Origin of the sequence: Microbacterium hydrocarbonoxydans, from assembly GCF_900105205.1 — a bacterium.
Classification (GTDB): Bacteria; Actinomycetota; Actinomycetes; order Actinomycetales; family Microbacteriaceae; genus Microbacterium; species Microbacterium hydrocarbonoxydans.
In genome coordinates, this window is the sequence record NZ_FNSQ01000005.1 from 2,682,369 (window position 1) to 2,704,458 (window position 22,090).

The 22,090-nt window shown below is 70.1% G+C and carries 16 protein-coding genes; 7 read left to right on the forward strand and 9 right to left on the reverse strand.

Annotation, left to right across the window (positions count from 1 at the left end):
• The first annotated feature begins 3 nt into the window (after window positions 1-3).
• Entirely contained in the window at window positions 4-1,230 is a 1,227-nt protein-coding gene (locus BLW44_RS13305; protein ID WP_060928729.1) for an APC family permease, read from the forward strand.
• Here the strand turns inward: BLW44_RS13305 and BLW44_RS13310 are convergent, their stop codons facing one another.
• Window positions 1,231-2,055: an AraC family transcriptional regulator gene (locus BLW44_RS13310; RefSeq protein WP_074731818.1), complete on the reverse strand. Its 825-nt coding sequence runs from the start codon at window positions 2,053-2,055 to the stop codon at window positions 1,231-1,233. It abuts the gene before it with no gap.
• A gap of 90 nt (window positions 2,056-2,145) precedes the next feature.
• Between BLW44_RS13310 and BLW44_RS13315 the strand changes: the two genes are divergently transcribed.
• Window positions 2,146-2,670: a VOC family protein gene (locus tag BLW44_RS13315; protein ID WP_060928780.1), complete on the forward strand. Its 525-nt coding sequence runs from the start codon at window positions 2,146-2,148 to the stop codon at window positions 2,668-2,670.
• Here the strand turns inward: BLW44_RS13315 and BLW44_RS13320 are convergent.
• From BLW44_RS13320 to BLW44_RS13335, 4 genes are all read right to left on the reverse strand, one after another.
• Window positions 2,639-3,448 (reverse strand): SGNH/GDSL hydrolase family protein, encoded by an 810-nt coding sequence (locus tag BLW44_RS13320; protein ID WP_074731820.1) that lies wholly within the window; start codon window positions 3,446-3,448, stop codon window positions 2,639-2,641. The genes BLW44_RS13315 and BLW44_RS13320 overlap by 32 nt on opposite strands.
• A 55-nt stretch (window positions 3,449-3,503) precedes the next feature.
• Complete coding sequence (locus BLW44_RS13325; protein ID WP_060928462.1) at window positions 3,504-4,754, reverse strand: histidine--tRNA ligase; 1,251 nt, start codon at window positions 4,752-4,754, stop codon at window positions 3,504-3,506.
• A gap of 65 nt (window positions 4,755-4,819) precedes the next feature.
• On the reverse strand, window positions 4,820-5,488 hold the full coding sequence (locus BLW44_RS13330) for a nucleoside triphosphate pyrophosphohydrolase (protein ID WP_060928463.1): 669 nt from the start codon (window positions 5,486-5,488) through the stop codon (window positions 4,820-4,822).
• Window positions 5,488-6,675 carry a Na+/H+ antiporter NhaA gene (locus BLW44_RS13335; RefSeq protein WP_060928470.1) on the reverse strand — a complete coding sequence of 396 codons (1,188 nt, stop codon included), beginning with the start codon at window positions 6,673-6,675 and terminating at the stop codon, window positions 5,488-5,490. Before BLW44_RS13335 ends, BLW44_RS13330 begins: the two co-directional genes overlap by 1 nt.
• A gap of 88 nt (window positions 6,676-6,763) precedes the next feature.
• On the opposite strand from BLW44_RS13335, the gene BLW44_RS13340 reads away from it, so the two are divergent.
• Together BLW44_RS13340 and gdhA are read left to right on the forward strand one after the other, a co-directional pair.
• Window positions 6,764-9,451 (forward strand): phosphoenolpyruvate carboxylase, encoded by a 2,688-nt coding sequence (locus BLW44_RS13340; RefSeq protein ID WP_060928471.1) that lies wholly within the window; start codon window positions 6,764-6,766, stop codon window positions 9,449-9,451.
• 146 nt (window positions 9,452-9,597) lie between these two features.
• On the forward strand, window positions 9,598-10,968 hold the full coding sequence (gdhA, locus tag BLW44_RS13345; protein ID WP_060928464.1) for an NADP-specific glutamate dehydrogenase: 1,371 nt from the start codon (window positions 9,598-9,600) through the stop codon (window positions 10,966-10,968).
• Window positions 10,969-11,071: 103 nt separating this feature from the next.
• Here gdhA and BLW44_RS13350 read toward each other — a convergent pair whose 3' ends face one another.
• The 3 genes from BLW44_RS13350 to BLW44_RS13360 all read right to left on the reverse strand — a co-directional run bounded on the left by BLW44_RS13350 (window position 11,072) and on the right by BLW44_RS13360 (window position 16,366).
• A complete protein-coding gene (locus BLW44_RS13350) occupies window positions 11,072-12,499 on the reverse strand; it encodes an APC family permease (RefSeq protein ID WP_174521382.1) in 1,428 nt (475 codons plus the stop codon).
• 157 nt (window positions 12,500-12,656) lie between these two features.
• A complete protein-coding gene (locus BLW44_RS13355) occupies window positions 12,657-15,743 on the reverse strand; it encodes an aminotransferase (protein WP_060928465.1) in 3,087 nt (1,028 codons plus the stop codon).
• A complete protein-coding gene (locus tag BLW44_RS13360) occupies window positions 15,740-16,366 on the reverse strand; it encodes a gamma carbonic anhydrase family protein (protein ID WP_060928473.1) in 627 nt (208 codons plus the stop codon). Before BLW44_RS13360 ends, BLW44_RS13355 begins: the two co-directional genes overlap by 4 nt.
• A gap of 236 nt (window positions 16,367-16,602) precedes the next feature.
• Between BLW44_RS13360 and BLW44_RS13365 the strand changes: the two genes are divergently transcribed.
• Window positions 16,603-16,971 (forward strand): VOC family protein, encoded by a 369-nt coding sequence (locus BLW44_RS13365; protein ID WP_060928466.1) that lies wholly within the window; start codon window positions 16,603-16,605, stop codon window positions 16,969-16,971.
• A 13-nt stretch (window positions 16,972-16,984) separates the two neighbouring features.
• On the opposite strand, the gene mfd is transcribed toward BLW44_RS13365, so the two are convergent.
• Window positions 16,985-20,548 (reverse strand): transcription-repair coupling factor, encoded by a 3,564-nt coding sequence (mfd, locus tag BLW44_RS13370; protein WP_060928467.1) that lies wholly within the window; start codon window positions 20,546-20,548, stop codon window positions 16,985-16,987.
• Between the two features lie 80 nt (window positions 20,549-20,628).
• Between mfd and BLW44_RS13375 the strand changes: the two genes are divergently transcribed.
• Entirely contained in the window at window positions 20,629-21,192 is a 564-nt protein-coding gene (locus BLW44_RS13375) for a GNAT family N-acetyltransferase (protein ID WP_060928468.1), read from the forward strand.
• A gap of 33 nt (window positions 21,193-21,225) precedes the next feature.
• On the forward strand, window positions 21,226-22,089 hold the full coding sequence (locus tag BLW44_RS13380) for an Fpg/Nei family DNA glycosylase (RefSeq protein WP_074731826.1): 864 nt from the start codon (window positions 21,226-21,228) through the stop codon (window positions 22,087-22,089).
• The last annotated feature ends 1 nt before the right edge of the window (window position 22,090 follow it).

The following is a 22,090-nucleotide window of genomic DNA, read 5'->3' on the forward strand; positions in this document are numbered from 1 at the left end:
GGGATGCCCCTCGCCCGCCGCCTGAGACTCGGCGACGCCGTCGCCATCGGCCTCGGCTCGATGATCGGCGCCGGCGTCTTCTCGGTGTGGGGCCCCGCCGTCGGAGCCGCGGGGCAGGGAATCCTGATCGCTCTGGCCGTCGCCGCACTGGTCGCCTACTGCAACGCGACGGCCTCGGCCCAGCTCGCCGCCGCGCATCCGGTCGCCGGAGGCACGTACGCCTATGCCAGGGCCGAGATCGGCCCCTGGTGGGGGTTCGTCGCCGGGTGGAGCTTCGTGATCGGCAAGATCGCGAGCTGCGCGGCGATGGCGATGACCTTCGCCGCCTACGCCGCACCAGCCGGATGGCAGATCCCGGTCGCCGTCACCGCCGTGGTGCTGCTCGCGGTCGTCAACTGCTTCGGCGTCACCCGGACGGCCCTCGTCACGCGAGTGCTCGTCGTGTGCTCGCTGCTCGGACTCGCCGTGGTGGTCGCCGTCGGACTCGGCACGGCGGCCACCGCCGCTCCCACGCCGCTGCTCTCGGCGGATGCCTATGGAGTGCTGCAGGGTGCGGGGCTGCTGTTCTTCGCCTTCGCCGGATACGCGCGCATCGCGACGATGGGCGAAGAGGTCATCGACCCCGCACGGACCATCCCGCGTGCGATCGCACTGGCCCTCGGCGGCGCGGTCATGGTCTACGCGCTCGTCGCCCTCACGGTCGTCCTGTCGCTGGGCGGAGCGACGGCGACGACATCCACTCCGCTCGCCGACATCCTCGCGGCGGCGGGCTGGGACGGCCTCTCCCCGGTGGTGCGCGTCGCGGCCGCCGCGGCATCCCTCGGCGCGCTGCTGGCACTGCTCACCGGGATCGGGCGCACCACACTCGCCATGGCGCGAGAGCGGGACCTGCCGCGCTTCCTCGCCACGATCGACGAGCGCTGGCAGGTGCCCCGCAGGGCCGAGGTCGCGATCGCGGTGATCATCGTCGTGATCGTGCTCGTCGCGGACCTCCGCGACGCCATCGGCTTCTCGTCCTTCGGCGTGCTGCTGTACTACCTCATCGCGAACGCGGCGGCGTTCCGTCAGCACGGCGCTGCCCGCCGCTATCCCCGAGCGCTGCAGGTGATCGGAGCGCTCGGATGCCTCCTGCTCGTCAACACCCTGCCGGTGCTCGCATCGCTCATCGGCACGGCGGCCGTGCTCGCCGGGGTGCTGTTCCGGATGGCGCGGCTGCGCCTGGCCCGCTGATCAGCGCTCGACCGCTGCTTCCGCCGTGTCCTGGCCCGCCGCCTCCGAGCGGTACGTCCGCGGCGCGATGCCGAGGACGTACCGGAAATCGCGGGTGAGGTGCGCGTGGTCGGCGTACCCGAGCTCGGCGGCGAGCCGTGCGAGATCCAGCCCTGGATCCAGGCGCAACCGCTCCGCCGCCTCCTGCAGGCGTCGTCGACGGATCATCGCGGCGGGCGAGACCCCGACATGACGATGCGCCAGACGCTGCAGGGTGCGCACGGACACCGCGAGGCGGCTCGCCGCCTCCTCGACCGAATCGGCGGCATCCGCCCCCAGGAGCACGTCGACGAGGGTGTTCGCGTGATGCGAGGCGTCGGACAGCGGGCCCACGCGCTGAGCGAGCCAGTCCGAGAAGACCGCGACGGCGCGCTCCCGACGCTCCTCGCCCGCCTGCCCCTCCGTCGCGCGCATGGCCGCCTCCACCGCGCTCGCCAGCTGCGGGGCGTCGACCGGCTGCCAGCCGTCGACGATCGCGGCCGGATCATCGGTCAGCGCCGCGACGGCGGCGGGGCGGAGCAGGGCGCCGACCGCCCAGCCGCTCCCCCGCAGATCGCGGTGAGCGGCCCTCGTCGTCGCGCCGGCGAGGACGACGGCATCCCCCTCGACCACCAGATTCAGAGCCGGGTACCCCACGATCTCCTGCCTCGACGATCGCCCGGCGTCGAGATCCCACTCGGGGATCCAGAACCACACGGCAAGATCTCGCGCGGACGCGGCCGGCGGGAGTCGATGGAACTCGGGCAGCCTCGACGGGTAGAGCACTCCGCGCGTCGCACTGACCATCGCCTCAGCGTATTCCTGTCGGCCGACGTCGCCCTGACTCTGTCGCAGGAGTTCAAGCGCGCACGACGAGCAGCTCCGTAGCGTGGCGTCATGAGCACTCAGAACACCGTCGGCGTGACCGGCGAGCACACCACGAACGGACGACCCCATAGCGCCACCTCGCTGACGCCCTTCCTGGCCATACCCCGGGCCCGGGAGGCCATCGACTTCTACCGCGACGTGTTCGGCGCGACGGTCGTCGATGTGACCGAATTCGGCGACGTCGTCGCGCACGCCGACCTCGACTTCGGCCTCGGCAGGCTGCAGCTCGGTGAGCCGAGCCCCGAGTACCATCTCGTCGCCGCTCCGCAGGGCGATGACGACTGCTATTCGCTCGGGCTGTACGTGCCCGACGTCGACTCCGTGGTGGAGCGCGCGGTCGCCGCCGGCGCGATCGTGCGCGAGGCGCCGTCCGCCTTCGTGTCGGGAGACCGCTTCGCGAGCATCCGCGACCCCTTCGGCGTGCGCTGGTCGGTCATGACGCGGGTCGAGGATCTGACCGACGAGGAGAGCGCGCGACGGGTCGCCGAGTGGGCAGCGTCCTTCACCTCGCAACCGGCGGACGGCGCGAGCTGAGGGTGCGCTCGGCTGCCGCGCACACCGCCGGCAGCAGCACTTCGGCGGTGCGCCGGTAGCCCAGCGGGCTCGGATGGAAGCGGTCGAGGCTGAACATCGCGTCCGGGTCGTCGAAGAACAGCGGACCGACGGCTCGGCGCAGGTCGACAGGATGCGCCCCGGAGGCGTGAGCGGCTTCCGCCTGCGCCTCCGCCAGCCTCCGCGACATGCTGGCGATCAGGCGACGCAGCGGTTGCGGCACCGGCCGCAGGGCGCCGAGGTCGGGGCAGGTGCCGACCACCACCTCCGTGCCACGGGCACGCAGCTGCAGGATCGTCTCGCGCAGGTGCAGGACGGACACCGGGATCGGGATGCGGTGCGTGACGTCGTTCCCGCCGACCACGATGATCGCCACATGCGGGGCATAGTCCACCGGCAGTCCCGTCAGCTGAGCGGCGAGGTCCGGTGACTCGGAGCCGACGACGGCTGCCGTGCGCAGGTGCACCGGCCGTCGCATCCGTCGCCCGAGGCCTTTGGCGAGGCGTCCTCCGAGAGTCTCCTTGCGGCGCTCCGCGCCGAGTCCCGCCGCCACAGAATCACCGAGCACCAGCAGGTCGATCGGCTCGCCCTCGAGCGACCGTCGCCACACCCGATCGGCGTCGATCGACTGCTCGCCCAACGGCTTGCCGATACGTCGCCGCGCGACGGCGGCCTGGTGCGTGAGGACGGCCCGGATGCCGAGCGCCACCGTGACGGCAGCACCGATCGTGACGACGGCGACGAGAGGCGGTCGACTCATGCCCCGATTCGACCCGACCGGTGTGAACGCCGGATGAACGGCATCCGCACGGAATTCAGGAGAGCGGCTTGAGCTCCAGTCCAGCCGTGCCGGCCGCGACCGTCGCGAACTCCGTGTACCCGTCGGCGGCGGAGCGCTCCAGCAGCGCCTTCACATTCTTCGTCCGACGCTCCAGGCGGACTCTGGCGCCGGATGCCACGAGGGCGGCCTTGTGCGCGACGAGCTCGCCCACTGGGACGTCAGCGTCGTGGATGAGCACGACAGCACGCTCCCCGGCATCCGCTCCGGTGGTCACGAGGTCGACGAGGCGCTCGAATCCCAGCGAGAAGCCGACCGCGGGCACCTGCTGGCCGAGGAAGCGTCCGATCATGCCGTCGTACCGGCCTCCGCCGCCCAGCGAATACGACACCGACGGGTGGGCGAGCTCGAAGATCGTGCCCGTGTAGTAGCCCATGCCGCGTACCAGGAACGGGTCGAAGACAAGAGGGACGTCGGCGGAGGCGCGCCCCACCGCGACGGCCTGGCCGATACCGACCAGGTGCCCGACGAGCTCGTCCGGCGCGCCCTCCGGCAGCGCCGTGCGGATCTGCTCCTCCGCGAAGGCGGTGCGTTCCCCGCTCTGGGGACGGGTGAGGAACGCCTCGAACGCGTCGACGGCCGCAGCATCCGCGCCCCGCTCGCGCAGCTCGGCGGCGACGCCGCCCGGACCGATCTTGTCGAGCTTGTCGATCGTGATGAGCACGCCCGGCCGCTCCTCGGCGGAGAATCCGAAGGTGTCGAGCATCCACTCGAGCACGCGCCGGTCGTTGATCCGCACGCTCGCCCCCTCGAGCCCGAGGGCATCGACCGCGTCGAGGGAGGCGACCATCAGCTCGGCCTCCGCGCGCGAGGAGTCGTCGCCGATGATGTCGATGTCGCACTGGACGAACTGGCGGTAGCGGCCCTTCTGGGGTCGTTCGGCACGCCAGACCGGACCGATCTGGATCGAGCGGAACACCCCGGGGAGCTGCCCGCGGTTGCTCGCGTAGAAGCGGGCGAGCGGAACGGTGAGGTCGTAGCGCAGGCCGAGGTCGGCGAGAGCCCCCTGATCCTCCGCCGCTGCGCGGATCGCCTCGGCATCCAGCCCCCGGCGCAGCACGTTATAGGCGAGCTTCTCGTTGTCGCCGCCGATGCCGGCATGCAGACGCGAGTACTCCTCGAGCGCCGGGGTCTCGATCTCGTCGAAGCCGTGCGCACGGTAACGGTCGCGGATGACGGAGAGGACGCGCTCACGGCGGGCCTTGTCGGCGGGGAGGATGTCGCGCATGCCGCGCGGCGGGTTCACAGTAGCCACCCCTCCATCCTTCCAGGTCGGCGGGGCCCGTCGTGGCGTCACCGACCGGATTCGGCCTCGCGGACCTCGTCCTCGAGGGCGCGCAGCCTCTCGCGCAGCGCCCGTTCGGCATCCCAGCCGCGTGCCCCGGCCAGAGCGACGAGCCCCAGCAGGGCATCTCCGAGCTCCTGTTCGGTCGCGGGAGCAGAGGCGGCCGGCTCGACGATGCCCGGTGCGGGCGCGGCGACCGCGCCGACACCGGCAGCGCGGCCGACGAGCTTCTGGGCGAGGGCGAGCGCGGGCATCCCTCGGGGGATGCCGTCGAGCACGCTGCGTCTCGTGCGCTTCTCCGCCGCCTTCGCGGCATTCCAGTGCACGAGCACCTCCTCGGGGGTGCTCGCCACCTCCCCGGCGAAGACGTGCGGATGCCGGCGCACCATCTTCTCGGTCAACGTCGCCGCGACGTCGTCGATGTCGAACGGGTCGTCCGGGTCCTGCGCCGCGATCGCCGCGTGGAACAGGACCTGCCACAGCAGGTCACCGAGCTCTTCGCGCAGATCCGCTCGGGAGCCGTTCTCGACCGCATCGATGACCTCGTGGGATTCCTCGATCAGGTACGGCACGAGGTCACGATGGGTGATCTGCTGAGACCAGACGCAGCGCTCGCGTACTTCGTGCATGGTGTCAGCTGCCGCGCGCAGCGGATCCGCGGCGGACTCGTCGGACATCAGCCCTCCTCAACGGGTGCTGACGGGGTCGCGACGCCGAGATGCCGATAGTGCCGGGCGCGCAGCGACACGATCACGCCCGAGAGGAGCAGGGCGAGGAAGGAGCCGACCAGCACGCCGAGGATCGCCTGATCGCGGATGGTGCCGTCACCGGCGAACGCGAGGTTCGCCAGCAGCAGCGAGACCGTGAAGCCGATACCGCCGAGAGCGCCCGCTGAGAGGATGTCCGCGAACGGCAGGGCGGGTGCCGCTCCCCGCGGACGGATGCGCATCGCGAGCCAGCCGAACACCGAGATGCCGATGATCTTGCCGACCGGCAGCGCCACCACGATGCCCCAGAAGGCGGGCGACAGCTCGGACGGCGCCAGGGCCGGGATCACGACGAACGCGGCGACGAAGGCGAACACCGGCAGGATCACGCCGTTGACGGTGGGCTCGAGGACATGTCGGGTGCGGGCGGCAGGGACGGGCGCCATCACGAGTCCGAGCATGACTCCCGCGATCGTCGCATGGATGCCGGACGAGGCGACGAGTCCCCATGCCACGATGCCGACGACGACCATCGCGACCGCGACCGCCGGGTGGCCCTTGGCGTGCAGCAGCCTGCTGAGGAGCCAGAAGACGGCCACCGCGAGGACCGCGAGCACCAGGTAGAGCCACTGCACGTCGTGCGCGAACAGGACGGCGATGAAGATGATGCCGATGATGTCGTCGAGGATCGCGAGCGCCAGCAGGAAGACCCGCACGTTCGAGGGCAGCCCTCGTCCGAACATCGCCAGCACGCCGAGGGCGAATGCGATGTCGGTGGCCGTCGGGATCGGCCAGCCGGTGGCGGTGGCCGAGTCCCCTGCGATGAGGAGGTAGACGGCGATCGGCACCAGCACACCGCCGGCGGCGGCGATCGCCGGCTGCACGGCTTTGCTCGGCGAGTCGAGCTCGCCGTGGGTCAGCTCGTGCCGCAGCTCGATGGCGACGACGAGGAAGAAGATCGCGAGCAGGCCGTCGGACACCCAGTGCTCGATCGAGAGATCCAGCACGGTTCCCGGCACTGCGATGTGCAGATCGAGCACGGCGGCGAGGGCGTCGTGCGAGGGGAGGTTGGCCAGGAGAAGACCCAGTCCAGCCGCGACGAGCAGCAGGACAGCGGGGAACTGCTGGCCACGGAGAGGGTTCGCGGAGATTCGCATCCCGTCCATCGTAGTTCGCGGGGGTATCGGATCGTCTCGGATCGTCATGCGTTCGGAGCACGACCCCGAGCCGGGATACTCTCGAACCGTGACCCCCGAACACGCCTTCCCCGAGCCCACCGACACCTCGGCCATCCGCATCATCGGCCGTTTCGAAGCGGGCCGCGGCATCCCGGACGCGATGCGCTCCGACGTCAGGATGCTCGGCGCCCTCCTCGGCCAGGTCCTGCGCGAGGCGGGCGGAGAAGACCTCTTCGCCGATGTCGAGCGTCTGCGTCTGGCGACCATCCAGGCCTACGACGAAGAGACCTCGGACGCGTTCGAGCGTGCGGCCGCCATCGCCGAGTCCTTCAGCATCGAACGTGCCGACGAGGTCGCCCGCGCCTTCACCTGCTACTTCCACCTCGTGAACCTCGCCGAGGAGCACCAGCGGGTGCGCGTGCTCCGCGAGCGCGCAGGACAGCCGGGGCGCGAGGATGCAGCGGACACGGTCGCGTCGGCATACGCGCGGCTGAAGACCGAGGTCGGCGATGAGGAGGCCCGCCGGCGCCTGGAGGGTCTGCGCTTCCACCCCGTCTTCACCGCGCATCCCACCGAGGCGCGCCGCCGGGCGGTGTCGTCGAGCATCCGACGCCTGTCCGAGCTCCTGACCCAGCACGATGCGGCCAGCGAGGGCGGCTCGGAGGAGCACCGCGCCCGGCGCCGCATGCTGGAGGAGATCGACACCCTGTGGCGCACCGCTCCCCTGCGTGCGCAGAAGCCGTCGCCGACGGACGAGGTCCGCACGGTCATGGGTGTGTTCGACGAGACGCTGTTCACGACCGTGCCGCACGTCTACCGTCGCATCGACGACGCGCTGCGCGGTGACGAGTCCGGCTCCACCGCGCCGGTCGTCCCCGCCTTCGTGCGCATCGGCTCGTGGGTCGGCGGCGACCGCGACGGCAACCCGTTCGTCACGGCATCCGTGACCCGCGAAGCCTCGCAGATCGCCTCGGACCACGTCCTGCGCGGCCTGGAGCGGGCGCTGGAGCGCATCGGCCGCACGCTCACCCTCGACGCCGAGGACACGCCGCCCAGCGCTGCCGTCTCGGCGCTGTGGGAGAGCTTCGCCGCCGCCGAGCCACGCACCGCGGAGGAGCTCGGTGCCCGCTCCCCCGGCGAGCCCCATCGTCGGGTGCTGCTGGCGCTCGCCCACCGGGTCGCGGCGACCAGACGCGGAGACGAGCAGCGCTACTCGCGTCCTGAGGAGCTGCTCGACGACCTCCGCACCGTGCAGTCGTCCCTGGCGGATGCCGGCGCGAAGCGCCACGCGTTCGGCGGCGTGCAGCACCTGATCTGGCAGGTCGAGACCTACGGCTTCCACCTGACCGAGCTCGAGGTGCGTCAGCACTCCCAGGTGCACGCGAAGGCCCTCGCGGAGCTGTCCTCCGGCGAGGCGATCAGCGCCCAGACCGAGGAGGTCCTGGAGGTCTTCCGCGCGATCGCCGACATCCAGCGCGACCGCGGCCTGCGCGCCGCCGGTCGCTACGTCGTGTCGTTCACGCAGGCGGCCTCGGACCTCGCGAACGTGTACGCGCTCGCTCGGCACGCGCTCGGCGACGATGCGCCGGTGCTCGACGTCGTCCCCCTGTTCGAGACCTTCGCCGACCTGCAGGCGGCTCCTGGCATCCTTGCCGAGGCTGTCACCTTCCCGGAGTTCCGGGAGCGGATGGCCGCGACCGGCAACCGCCTCGAGGTCATGCTCGGCTACTCCGACTCGTCGAAGGACGTCGGCCCCGTCGCCGCCAACCTCGCCCTCTACGAGGCGCAGGAGAAGATCGCGCTGTGGGCGCAGGAGTCAGGCATCGCGCTGACGCTGTTCCACGGCCGCGGTGGTGCCCTCGGTCGCGGCGGCGGACCCGCGAACTCGGCGATCCTCGCGCAGCCGCCGCACTCGGTCGACGGCCGCTTCAAGCTCACCGAGCAGGGCGAGGTCATCTTCGCCCGCTACGGCGAGCCCGCGATCGCGATGCGTCACATCGACCAGGTCGCCGCGGCGACGCTGCTCGCGTCGTCGCCGACGGTCGAGAAGCACACCAGCGAGGCGGCCGCTCGGTTCGCCGACATCGCCTCGGTGATGGACCGCTCCTCGCGCGAGCGCTTCTTCTCGCTGGTGAAGGCCGAGGGCTTCGCGCCCTGGTTCGCCACGGTCACGCCGATGGAGGAGATCGGTCTGCTCGCGCTCGGCTCCCGCCCCGCGCGACGGGGACTGTCGGTGGAATCGCTGGAGGATCTCCGCGCGATCCCGTGGGTGTTCGCCTGGACCCAGGCCCGCATCAACCTCGCCGGCTGGTTCGGGCTCGGCACGGCACTGGCGGCCGTCGGCGATGAGGCTCGTCTCATCGAGGCGTACCGTGACTGGCCGCTGCTTCGGACCATGATCGACAACGTCGCGATGAGCCTCGCCAAGACCGACGAGCGCATCGCCCGTCAGTACCTGGCGCTGGGCGACCGCGACGACCTCGCCCAGCTCGTGCTCGACGAGATGACGCTGACCCGCGAGTGGGTGATCCGCCTCACCGGCGGTGTCGGACTGCTCGAGAACAAGCCGATCCTGCAGCGCGCGGTGCAGCTGCGCACGCCGTACGTCGACGCGCTCTCGCTGCTGCAGCTGCGCGCGCTGCGAGCGCTGCGCGACCCCGCTGCTGCGGCTGGTTCGGGCGCCGACGACGAGCAGCGGCGACTGCTGCTGCTCTCGGTGAGCGGCGTCGCTGCCGGCCTGCAGAACACCGGATGACCCCGCGCCGAACCGTCTGACTGCGCGCCGTCCAGGTGAGAAGGCTCACCTCGACGCGCCCGCTAGAGTGAAAACTCCGCCCTATCCGGCGCCCTTCACGCGACACGATCGCACGCAGCATCCTCCCCCGATCAGAAAGCCCCCGCGTGACCTCTTCGTCTTCCGCCGACTTCCACCCGCTCGCTGCGACCGTGCAGCCCGTCTTCGACACGGTGCTCACGCGCAGCCCTCACGAGCCCGAGTTCCAGCAGGCCGTGCACGAGGTCCTGAACTCGATCGCCCCGGTGCTGGAGCGCACTCCGCAGTTCGTCGACGGCGGCATCCTGGAGCGACTCGTCGAGCCGGAGCGTCAGATCCTGTTCCGCGTGCCGTGGGTCGACGACTCCGGACGCCTGCAGGTCAACCGCGGCTACCGCATCCAGTTCTCCTCGGTGCTCGGCCCTTATAAGGGCGGCCTGCGGTTCCACCCCTCGGTCAACCTGTCGATCATCAAGTTCCTCGGCTTCGAGCAGATCTTCAAGAACGCCCTCACCGGGCAGGGCATCGGCGGAGGCAAGGGCGGCTCGGACTTCGACCCCCACGGCCGGTCTGATGCGGAGATCATGCGGTTCTGCCAGTCGTTCATGAGCGAGCTGTACCGCCACCTCGGCGAGCACACCGACGTGCCGGCCGGAGACATCGGCGTCGGCGGACGCGAGATCGGCTACCTGTTCGGCCAGTACCGCAAGATCACCAACCGTCACGAGTCGGGCATGTTCACCGGCAAGGGTACGGGCTGGGGCGGCGCGGAGGTGCGCACCGAGGCCACCGGCTACGGCGCGGTGTTCTTCGCCCAGGAGATGCTCGGCGTGCACGGCGACTCGCTCGACGGCAAGCGCGTCGGGGTGTCCGGTTCGGGCAACGTCGCGATCTACGCCATCCAGAAGGCATCGCAGCTCGGAGCCACGGCCGTGACGGCCTCCGACTCCTCCGGCTACGTCGTGGACGACGCCGGCATCGACGTCGACCTGCTCCGCCAGATCAAGGAGGTCGAGCGCGCGCGCATCGTCGAGTACGCGAACCGCCGTCCGAGCGCGCGTTTCGTCGAGGGCGGCAGTGTCTGGGAGGTGCCGGTCGACATCGCCGTGCCCTCGGCCACGCAGAACGAGCTCGACCTCGCCGGTGCCGAGGCGCTGATCGCCAACGGCGTGCGCGCGGTCTCAGAGGGGGCGAACATGCCCTGCGTGCCAGGCGCGGTCGACGCGTTCCAGAGCGCAGGCGTGCTCTTCGCACCGGGCAAGGCGGCGAACGCCGGCGGTGTGGCGACCTCCGCCCTGGAGATGAGCCAGAACGCCTCCCGCCAGCGCTGGAGCTTCGACGCGAGCGAGAACAAGCTGCGCGAGATCATGGCCGACATCCACAGCGCCGCATTCGAGGCGGCCGAGCGGTACGACGTCGCAGGCGACTACGTCGCCGGAGCGAACATCGCCGGATTCGAGCGCGTCGCCGGAGCCATGCTCGCTCAGGGAGTCATCTGAGGCGGAGCTCCGCCGCACGTCAGGCGCACGCCCGCGAATGCTGATAGACGAGAGAAGAGCCGCCTCCCTCCCCAGGTAGACGGCTCTTCCGCATGCCAGTGTCTCAGATCTCGTCGACCGGCACCTTGACGACCTTGTTGAAGCCGGTGACCGCCTGGTTCTCGTCGAACGCGACGACCTTCTTCCGGAACCCCCTCGTGATGATCGCCAGGTAGATCACGCCGAGCGCGGTCCAGATGAGCCCGCCCGTGAGCGCGTCGCTGTGCAGGTTCACCCAGAGCAGCCCGGTCAGCAGCATTCCGATACCGGGCATGACGATGTAGCTGAAGATCTCGCGGGGAGTCCTGCGCATCCCCTTGCGGATCGCGAACCACGCGATCACCGAGATGTTCACGAACGTGAAGGCGATGAGGGCGCCGTAGTTGATCCACGCCGCGATCAGCTCGAGCGTGAACGGGATCGCGAGCAGCGAGATCGCGCCGACGAGCACGATGTTGAAGGTCGGCGTGTGGGTGCGGGGATTGATGTATCCGAATGCCCGCTGCGGCAGCACGTTGTTGCGTCCCATCACGAGCAGCATTCGCGACACCGACGCGTGTGAGGCGAGCCCCGAGGCGAGCGTCGCGCAGAATCCTGCGGCCGTGAGGACCGCCATGAGCACGTTGCCGCCGACGAGCTCGCCGATGACCGGCAACGTCGAGTCCTCGACGTACTGCATGTCGCCACCGGGGGCGAACTCGTTCCAGTCCGGGAAGCGGAGCTGGGTGACGTACGCGGCGGTCAGGAAGATCGCGCCGCCGAGCAGCACGGTGAGGAGGATCGCCTTCGGCATGACCTTGGGATCCTTCGCCTCCTCCGCGTACATGGTGACCGCGTCGAATCCGATGAAGGAGAAGCAGACGATGGTGGCGCCCATGAGCACCGCGCCCATCGTCGCTCCGTCATGGATGAACGGTGCGGCCGAGGCGATCGTGGAGGCGCCCTCGCCCCGCAGCAGCTGCGCCACCACGAGGACCACGAAGACGACCATCACGACGATCGAGAACACCAGCAGGATCATGTTGAGGTTCGAGGTGCCGCGCATGGTCATGTAGATGATGCTCGTGACGAGGATGCAGTAGAGCACGACCCAGATCCACCCAGGGATGTCGGGGAACAGCGCCTCGAGGTAGCTGCGGATGATGAGGCAGTTCACCATCGGCAGCAGCACGTAGTCGATCAGCGACGTCCAGCCGACCATGAACCCGAGGTTGGGGTGGATCGATTCGCGGACATAGGTGTACGCCGAACCCGCACTCGGGATGGCACTGGAGATCTTGCCGTAGCTGATGGCCGTGAAGACCATGACCACGAGGGCGACGAGGTATGCCGCGGGGACGACGTTGTCCGTGTCACGGGCGACCATGCCGAACGTGTCGAACACCACAGTGGGTGTCATGTAGCCGAGGCCGAGGCCCACGATCGCCCACAGACCGAGATTGCGCCTGAGGGTTCCGCCACCCTGTGCGAGCGGCTTCGTCTTCATCGCCATGTGTACTCCTTCGGGAAAAGCGCACGGGTCGGACTTCGGGTCGTCCGACGCTGACGCTCAGTATGTACCCGGGAGTTTCGTCAGCGGAAGAGCTGATCTGATTCGAAATACGCTTTTAACACGTCTGTTCGACGCGCGATTCGAAGCAGACCGTCGATCACCAGCCCTCGCTCAGCACGCGGTCGAGCATCCCGACGACGTGGTCGGCGCTCTGGATCGTGAGGCACAGGGGCGGCTTGATCTTCAGCACGTTCGAGCGCTCGCTCGTCGTCAGGACGATGACGCCGAGCTCCCGCATCCGCTCGCAGATCGCGGCGGCCTCGGCATCCGCGGGCTCCATCGTCTCGTGGTCGCGCACGAGTTCGACGCCGAGATAGAGGCCGGCTCCGTGGATCGGTCCGATGAGCGGATGCCGCTGCGCCAGCGTGCGCAGCTGCTCGGCGAGGTGATCACCCACCGCGAGTGCGTTGCGCTGCAGGTCGTCCTCGACCATCGCGTCGAGCACCGCCAGGCCGACCGCGCAGCTGAGTGTGCTGCCGCCGGCCGAGGAGAAGAACTGCCCCTGGGCGCTCAGCGCGTCGGCGATGCGCCTCGAGGTGATCACGGCGCCGATGGGATAGCCGTTGCCCATGGGCTTCGCGATCGTGACGATGTCGGGCACGACGCCCGACTGCTCGAATCCCCAGAACGACGATCCCATGCGGCCGAAGCCCACCTGCACCTCGTCGGCGATGCAGAGGCCGCCGCTCTCGCGCACCCGGTCGTATGCGCCGGCGAGATACCCGTGCGGCAGCACCACGCCGCCCGCGTTGCCCAGGATCGACTCGCAGAGGAAGGCGGCCGGATCCCTCCCCTCCGCAGCGAGCACGTCGAGGTCGCTCGAGAGGTCCACAAGGTACTGCGCGGCCGTGTCGTCGCCGCGATACGTGCCCCGGAAGGGGTTGGGCACGTCGGCGACGTGCACCCAGTCGGGCCTCGTGCCCAGCGCATCCGGATTGTCGTAGGCGCTGGTCGTGACCGCATCGCTCGCCATGGTCCAGCCGTGGTACGCCTCGCGGAGCGCGATCACGGTGCGTCTCCCTGTGGCGGCCTGGGCCAGGTGGATCGCGAGATCCACGGCCTCGGATCCGCTGTTGACCAGCAGCACCGTGTCGAGCCCCGACCCCTCCGGCATCAGAGCGACGAGCCGTTCGCTGTACTCGGCGAGGCCGCGGAACAGGAATCGCGAGTTCGTCGCGAGGCTCCCCAGCTGTCGAGCGGCTGCTCGGGCGACGCCGGGATGAGCGTGGCCGAGTCCCGCGACATTGTTCACCATGTCGATGTAGCTGCGGCCGGTGGTGTCGATCAGGTGATGGCGCCAGCCGCGCTCGATCTGAGGAGGGTGCTCGTAGTACCGCTCCTGCGCCTCGGCGAAGATCCGCTGCCGGCGGTGGAGCTCCTCCTCCGCCTCGTCCCGCTGGACCCGGCCGTCGAGGCCGAGGATCGGAGCGGGATCCGCAGTGAGGCGGCGCCAGGCGGAGACGCGCTCGGGAGCCACGAGGTGCGCGGCGATCGGCGCACCGGGTGAGGGTGCGGCGAGTGAGGGAGCATCCCCTCGTCTCAGTCCGATGACGATCGTCCGGTTCTCGAAGGACGCGGCGAGGCGGCCGATGCTCTCGCCCCTCTCGATCCGTCCGCTGCGACTCGGCTCGATGTCTGCGCCGCGGAGCTCGAGCAGCCACCCATTGTCGAGCACCATCCGCACCCCGCTCTCGGTGATCTTCAGCTCCCCGGCGACCGGCGCGAGCATGCGCGACGAAGGGCCAGGCGCGACATGCACCTCGGTCTCGACGGGCCAGGTCGCGCCCGGGGTCGCGGTGTCGATCGTCGTGCGGGTGAGCCGGAACACCCCGTAGGGCACCACGGCCGCACGAGCACCCTGCGCGTGAGCCTCCGCCACGAGACGCGACTCGGCGTCCGGATGCGCCCAGCGGCCGGCATCCAGTCCCTCGGCCTCGACGCCGGGATCGACGACGACGACGCGACCGTCGAGGTCCGGGAGCAGCGTCGAGAGCGCGAACCGGGCGTCGTCCGCCGCTGAATCGCCCACGACGGAATCGCCCACCTCGTCCGGCGCTGACTCGTCCGGCGCTGACTCGTCCGGCGCTGGAGCCCCCGACTCGGACTTCACGGAGCGCGGCCCGTCGTCCGCCGCGTCGGCCGCGAACGGATCGAACTCCGCAGAGTCGAACCCGAGCCTTTCCAGCACATGCTCGGTCGCCTCGACGAGCGGCAGGGCGGTCGCTGCGTCGAAGATCGCCTGCTCCCCCTCGATCCGCTCACGGGCGTAGTCGTTGTCGCCGTCGATCTCGAGCTGTCGCCAGCCGCTGGCGACGAGGAGGGCTGCCCGCAGCACGACGAGAGGCCACACCCCTAGAGCCTCCTCGCGGGACAGCGGAGCGTCGGCGTGGAAGGCGGCGATGGTCTCGAGCACCCGCAGCGGGCGATCCGGTTCGTGATGCAGCATCGACGAGACGCACACCGCGAGCTCCGCCACCCGCCACCCCGTCGCGAGGTCCCCGAGATCGAGCACGATGTGCGGATGCAGCCGGGTGTCGGCCCCACGACGTCCGGTGACGTTGTCGTCGGTGAGATCGCCGTGGATCGGCTGCACCGGCAAGGCAGCGGCGACGACAGACAGCGCCGCGTGGGCCTCCTCAGCCGCCATCCGCACCCGCGAGCGCAGCGCAGCGTCGGTGATCGCCGGGGCGAGGGCCGTCGTCTGCTCGTACGCGACGCGCATGTCCCACATCTGCTCGCGATCGAGACCCGGATGTGTCAGACCGGCGAGCGCGTTCACGGACGCGGCGGCCAGAGTGCCGAACTCGGCGAGCACGACGGGGGCGAGGTACCCGGCATCCACCAGCGGCTCCCCCTCGGCGAATTCGCTGCGACGAACGGCGAAACCGCGCCATCGTTGGGTCAGCGCTCGGTCGAGGCCGGGGAGCACTGCGGGAACCGGAACCCCGGCTGCCCGGTACGCGTCGAGCGCCTGGTGCTGCGCATCGCGCGCGTCGTCGCCGAAGACCGGATTGTCCACCCGCAGCACGCTGCGCGACCCGTCCTCCTCGACGAGCACGAAATTGCGGTCCTGGTTGCTGCCGAGCTCGCTCGCCACAGCGTCGATGCCGTAGCACTCCCGTGCGATCAGCGCGGCATCGGCCGTGCTGACATCGGGTCGGACGAGTCCGGTGTCCGCGCTCACCCTCGGCCCGCCGCGCGGCCGTCGTGGTCGAGGGGTACGTCGTCGGCATGCCGGGCCAGCGAGCTGCCGTAGCGCTCGGTCAGCTGGACCATCAGGTCAGGAGTGTCCCGGTCGACGCCGAACACGTGCCCGGGGAAGTCGAGTTCCGGTTGAGCGGCCGAGATCTCGGCCTCCCTGTCGGGCGAGAACAGCTGCACCGGGTCGCCGACGGCGACCCAGCCGATCGGCACCACCGTGCCGGAGGGCAGCACCGCGCGCCGGTGCACGATCGCGTTCACCCGCACCTCGCACCGGTCGCCCACCAGCGCGCCGTTGAAGATCCGGGCCCCCGAGGCGAAGAACACCTCTTCGCCGACGGTCGCGCCGGCGATGCTCGCCAGAGTGCCCACGAGGGTATGAGATCCGATGTGCACCGCGTTCGCAGCGGTCGCGCGGATGAGCGCGTTCTCCATCACGATCACGTGCGCGCCGATGACGATCGGACCGCCCTCGGCGGTGATCACGGCGCCGTGCAGCACTTGGCAGCCGGGGCCGATCTCGACATCGCCGGAGATCACGGCGGTGGGAGCGACGACGGCGGTGTCATGGATCCGGGGGCGAGCCCCGAGGTGCTCGTACAACATGACGCCAGCGTAGTGCGGCGAGCGCCGTGCGCACACGCCCCTCTCTCGCCTCCCCTCCCCCTCCCCCCTCCTACTCCGACTCCGACTCCCCGCACCGGGCACAGCTTCGGATGCTGCGGGCGGCGCGCCGCGGCATCCACTCGAACACCGGGGTGTCGAAGGGATGCTCCGAAGCTGTGCCCACCGTCGACGGAACACCCGTTGACCGGGCGGATCGGCCGACCTACCCTGCCGGTATGACCGTGTCGAGTCTGTTCCCGATCCTCCGCACCGGCGACCTGCCCCGTCTGACCCGCTTCTACGAGGCCGCCTTCGGTGCCGAGGTCCGGTACAGGTTCGAGCAGGACGGGGTCGACGTGTACGTCGCCCTCACCGTGGGCGGCGGGACGCTCGGGATCGGACTGGAACACGACATCCCCCGCGGCGAGGCGATCGCCGTGTGGATCTACACCGACGATGCCGGTCGGGCCTTCACCGACGCGATCGCGGCGGGCACCGAGTCGGTCGCCGCGCCGGAGGACATGCCGTGGGGTGAGCGCGTCGCACAGGTGCACGACCCCGACGCGAACCTCCTGTACCTGGCGACACCTCCCCCGCCGAGCTGAGCGCGCCCCGGCGCTACTCGACCTTGGCCGGCTCCGGGAAGATCGCGGTGAACAGCTGGTTCACCCACTCCAGCAGCTCGGCATCCGGCAGCGGTTCGAGGCCCACGCCCACCGCGGCGGGCACGGTGGGCATCGGCACGACGAGCGCCTCGCCCCCGGCCACGAGCTTCGCCTTCGGATACAGCCTCTGCAGGCGCACCTTGATCGAGTCCTCGAGACGAGCGGGAGCGATGCGCAGGTTCGACCCCATCACGACGACGTCGGCGAGCCCGGCCCTGGCCGCCCTCCGGCGCAGCCGCGCGACGGCGATGAGTCCCGCGACCTCGTCCGGCGGCGTGCCGTAGCGGTCGGTGAGCTCGTCGATCACCAGATCGATCGCATCGTCCTTCGTCGTCGCGGTCGAGGCCGCCGACAGCTTCTGGTACGCCTCGAGACGCAGCCGCTCGCTGTCGATGTAGTACTCGGGGATGCGGGCATCCAGAGGCAGCTCCAGTCGCAGCTCCTGTCCGGACTCGACGTCCTCGCCGCGGAAGGTCGCCACGGCCTCGCCGATCATGCGCAGGTACAGATCGAACCCGACACCGGCGATGTGACCCGCCTGCTCGCCGCCGAGCAGGTTGCCGGCACCTCGCAGCTCGAGGTCCTTGAGGGCCACCTGCATCCCCGACCCGAGATCGTTGTTCACCGCGATCGTCTGGAGCCGGTCGGCCGCCGTCTCGCTGAGCGGTTTCATCTCGTCGTACAGGAAGTAGGCGTAAGCCCGCTCACGACCTCGCCCGACGCGTCCGCGCAGCTGGTGCAGCTGGCTGAGCCCGTACTTGTCGGCACGGTCGATGATGATCGTGTTCGCGTTCGAGATGTCGAGACCCGTCTCGATGATCGTGGTCGAGACGAGCACGTCGAACTTGCGCTCCCAGAAGTCGTCGACGACCTGCTCGAGAGCATGCTCCCCCATCTGACCGTGGGCCACCGCGATGCGCGCCTCGGGCACGAGTTCCGCGAGCTGCGCCGCCACCCGCTGGATCGACTGCACCCGGTTGTGAACGAAGAACACCTGGCCCTCGCGGAGGATCTCGCGTCGGATCGCCGCGGTGATCTGCTTGTCGCTGCGCGGACCCACGAACGAGAGGATCGGATGCCGGTCTTCCGGAGGGGTGGCGAGCGTGGACATCTCGCGGATGCCGGTGACCGCCATCTCGAGCGTGCGCGGGATCGGGGTCGCGCTCATCGCGAGGATGTCGACGTTCGTCTTCATCTTCTTGAGGGTGTCCTTGTGCTCGACCCCGAAGCGCTGCTCCTCGTCGATGATCATCAGGCCGAGGTCCTTGAACATCACCTGATCCGTGAGGATGCGGTGCGTGCCGATCACCATGTCGACCGTGCCGTCGAGCAGGCCGTCGAGGGTGAGACGAGCCTCCTTGTCGGTCTGGAAGCGCGACAGCGGACGGACCTTCACCGGGAAGCCCGCGAAGCGCTCGGTGAAGGTCTCGAGATGCTGCTTCACGAGCAGCGTCGTCGGCACCAGCATCGCGACCTGCTTGCCATCCTGGATCGCCTTGAACGCCGCACGCACGGCGACCTCGGTCTTGCCGAAGCCGACGTCGCCCGAGAGCAGACGGTCCATCGGGATCGGCCGTTCCATGTCGGCCTTGATCTCGTCGATCGTCTGCAGCTGGTCGGGTGTCTCGGCGAACGGGAACGCCTCCTCGAGCTCGCGCTGCCAGGGGGTGTCAGGACCGAACGCGTGCCCCTTGGCGCTCATCCGCGCCGAGTACAGCTTCACGAGCTCGACCGCGATGTCGCGCACGGCCTTGCGGGCCTTGCCCTTGGCCTGCGACCAGTCGCTGCCGCCCATCTTCGAGAGGGTCGGGCCCTCGCCGCCGACGTACTTCGAGAGCAGGTCGAGCTGGTCGGTGGGCACGTAGAGCTTGTCACCGGGGTACCCGCGCTTGGACGGCGCGTACTCGAGCACCAGGTAGTCGCGCACCGACTTGGTGGCGTTGCGCCCACCGGTCGACACCTCGCGCTGGGTCATCTCGACGAACCGGCCGATGCCGTGGGTGTTGTGCACGACGAAATCGCCCTGCTTGAGCTGCAGCGGGTCGACGACGTTCTTGCGGCGGGAGGCCAGCTTCTTGACGACACGCTGGTCTCCACCGATGGTCCGACCGTAGAACTCGTTGTCGGTGAGGACGGCGAGCTTCGCCTCGGCGACCTGGAAACCCGCCTCGACGGATCCTGTGACGAGCGTCGCGACGCCCGTGTCCGGTGCGTCGGTCAGCTCGGAGACGATGCGCGCGGCGATGCCGCGGTCGGAGAGCACGTCACGGGCGCGGTCGACGAGTCCGGCACCGGCCGCGATGACCACCACGCGCCAGCCCTCGGCCACCTTGGCATCGACGAAGGAGATGGCGCCGTCGACGTTGCCGTGGAAAGACGGGATGACCTGGGCGTCGATGGTCTCGGCATCCTCCCCTCCCATCGCGAACGGGCTCAGCCGCCACCAGACGCCGCCGCGCTCGCGCACGACCTCGCGGAGGCGGCCGATGGTCAGGAAGTCACCGGCGCCGAGGTCGATGGGTGCAGAGGCGCCCGAGGTGGCCGCGCTCCAGGCGGCATCGAGGAACTCGCGGTTGGTCTCCCCCAGCGTGATGGCGCGGGCGCTGGACCGCTCGGGGTCGACGACGGCGGTCGCGCTGCCCTCCGGCAGGTACTCGGCCAGCGACTTCAGCGGACCGGAGACGGCGGGCAGCAGCGACTCCATGCCCTCGACGGGGATGCCCTCGGCCATCTTCTCGAGCATTCCGGCGATCGCGGGGAAACCGCCGATCAGCGCCCTGGCGCGGTCGCGGACATCAGGAGTCAGCAGCAGCTCGCGGCTCGGCGGCAGATCGACCCCGTCGACGTCTCCGGGGAGCGAGCGCTGATCCGCGACGGAGAAGGCGCGGATCTGGTCGATCTCGTCGCCGAAGAACTCGACGCGGAACGGATGCTCCGAGATGGCGGGGAACACGTCGAGGATGCCGCCGCGCACCGCGAATTCACCGCGGCGCGACACCATGTCGACGCGCGAGTAGGCGCGCTCGACCAGCTGCTCGACCACACGGTCGAGCTCGTGACCGCGGCTGGCGGTGCGCAGCTCGAGCGGGGCGATCTCGCCGAGGTTCCCGGCGATGGGCTGCAGGGCCGCCCGCACGGAGGCCACGACGACGAGCGGGTGCTCGCCCGTCCACTCGGCGATGCGCCGCAGGGTCTGCAGGCGCTGGCCGACCGTGTCGGGACTCGGGCTCAGCCGCTCGTGGGGCAGCGTCTCCCAGGCCGGGAACGTGACGACCTCGGCCTCGGGGAGGTAGGCGGTGAGCGCCCCGGCGAGACTCTCCGCCCGCCGACCGGTGGGCACGACGGTGAGGAGAGCCGGCGGATGCCCCGCTGCACGACGCTTCTCGAGCAGCCCGGCGAGCGCCGGCGCATCGAGCCCGTCGACGAGGCCGAGATCGGCATCCGTCTGGGCCCACGTCAGGGCGTCACGAAAAAGAGATGCCTCTTCCAAGGCGCGCAGAATCCCCGGCACAGTCACCGGACAAGCCTAGCCGCGGCCGCCGACACCGGCATCGGAACCAGCGCGGACAGGCACTGCGCGAGCCGTAGGATGCCGGGATGGAACGTGTCACTCTCACCACCGAGCGGCTCGTCCTGCACGTGCCAGACGAGTCCGACATCGACGCGATCACCGCGGCCTGCCAGGATCCGGAGATCCCCCGCTGGACGACGGTCCCGAGCCCGTACACGCGTGCCGACGCCGAGGAGTATGTGCGGCTCATCGGCGAATGGTGGGCCGACGGCAGCGAGACGATCTGGTGCGCCTACCGCGACGGCGGGCTCGTCGCCTCGATCGGACTCCACCACATCGTCTCCCACCACACCGGCGGTCATGCCGAGCTCGGATTCTGGGTGGCGGCGTCTGCTCGCGGCAACGGCTACCTCGTCGAGGCCGCACGGGCCGTCGTCGACTGGGGCTTCGACGAGCTCGGTCTCGCACGGCTGGGCTGGCGCGCGGTCGCTGGCAACGTCGCGTCCGCGCGGTCGGCGCGGGCACTCGGGTTCCGCTACGAGGGGTTCGCCCGCCAGGCGCTCACGAGCACGCGTGGCCGAGACGACGGCTGGTTCGCCGGCCTCCTCCGCGCCGATGACCGCACACCGGTGCACTGGCCGGTGCTCTAGTCGAGCGTCGGAGGCGGGTGGCAGGATGGGCGCATGCCTGAGATGCCGGAGGTCCAGGGCCTGACCGCGTTCCTCACCGAACGCGCCGTGGGGCGCACGATCATCCGTACGAGCGTCGGCGCGATCGCGGCGCTGAAGACGTACGATCCACCGAACACCGCATTGCACGGAGCCGTGATCACCGCCGCGACCAGACGGGGGAAGTTCATCGTGCTCTCGTGTGGAGACGACCTGCACCTGGTGTTCCATCTGGCGAAGGCCGGCTGGCTGCGCTGGTACGAGACCCTGCCGGCGACGCCGATCAAACCGGGCAAGTCGCCCATCGCCGTCCGGGTCGGCCTCGACGACGAGAGCGGATTCGACCTCACCGAGGCCGGCACCAAGAAGTCGCTCGCCGTCTACGTCGTGCGGGACCCCGAGGAGGTCCCCGGCATCGCCCGCCTCGGGCCGGATCCACTCGACGAGTCGTTCACGCGCGAGGTGTTCGGTGGACTGCTCCAGGGGCGACGGACCCAGATCAAGGGGCTGCTGCGTGATCAGGGCGTGATCGCCGGCATCGGCAATGCGTACTCCGACGAGATCCTGCACGCCGCGCGGATGTCGCCGTATGCGATCGCCGACAAGCTCGGCGACGAGGAGATCGATCGCCTGTACGCCGCGATGCGGACCACTCTCACCGACGCGGTCGAGGCGGCCTCCGGCAAACCTCCCGCCGACCTCAAGGACGCGAAGCGCCGAGGGATGCAGGTGCACGCGCGCCGCGGGGAGACGTGCCCGGTGTGCGGCGACACCATCCGCAGCGTCTTCTTCGCGGACCGCTCGATGGAGTACTGCCCGACCTGCCAGACGGGCGGCAAGCCGCTCGCGGATCGTCGCCTCTCGCGGCTGCTGAAGTAGC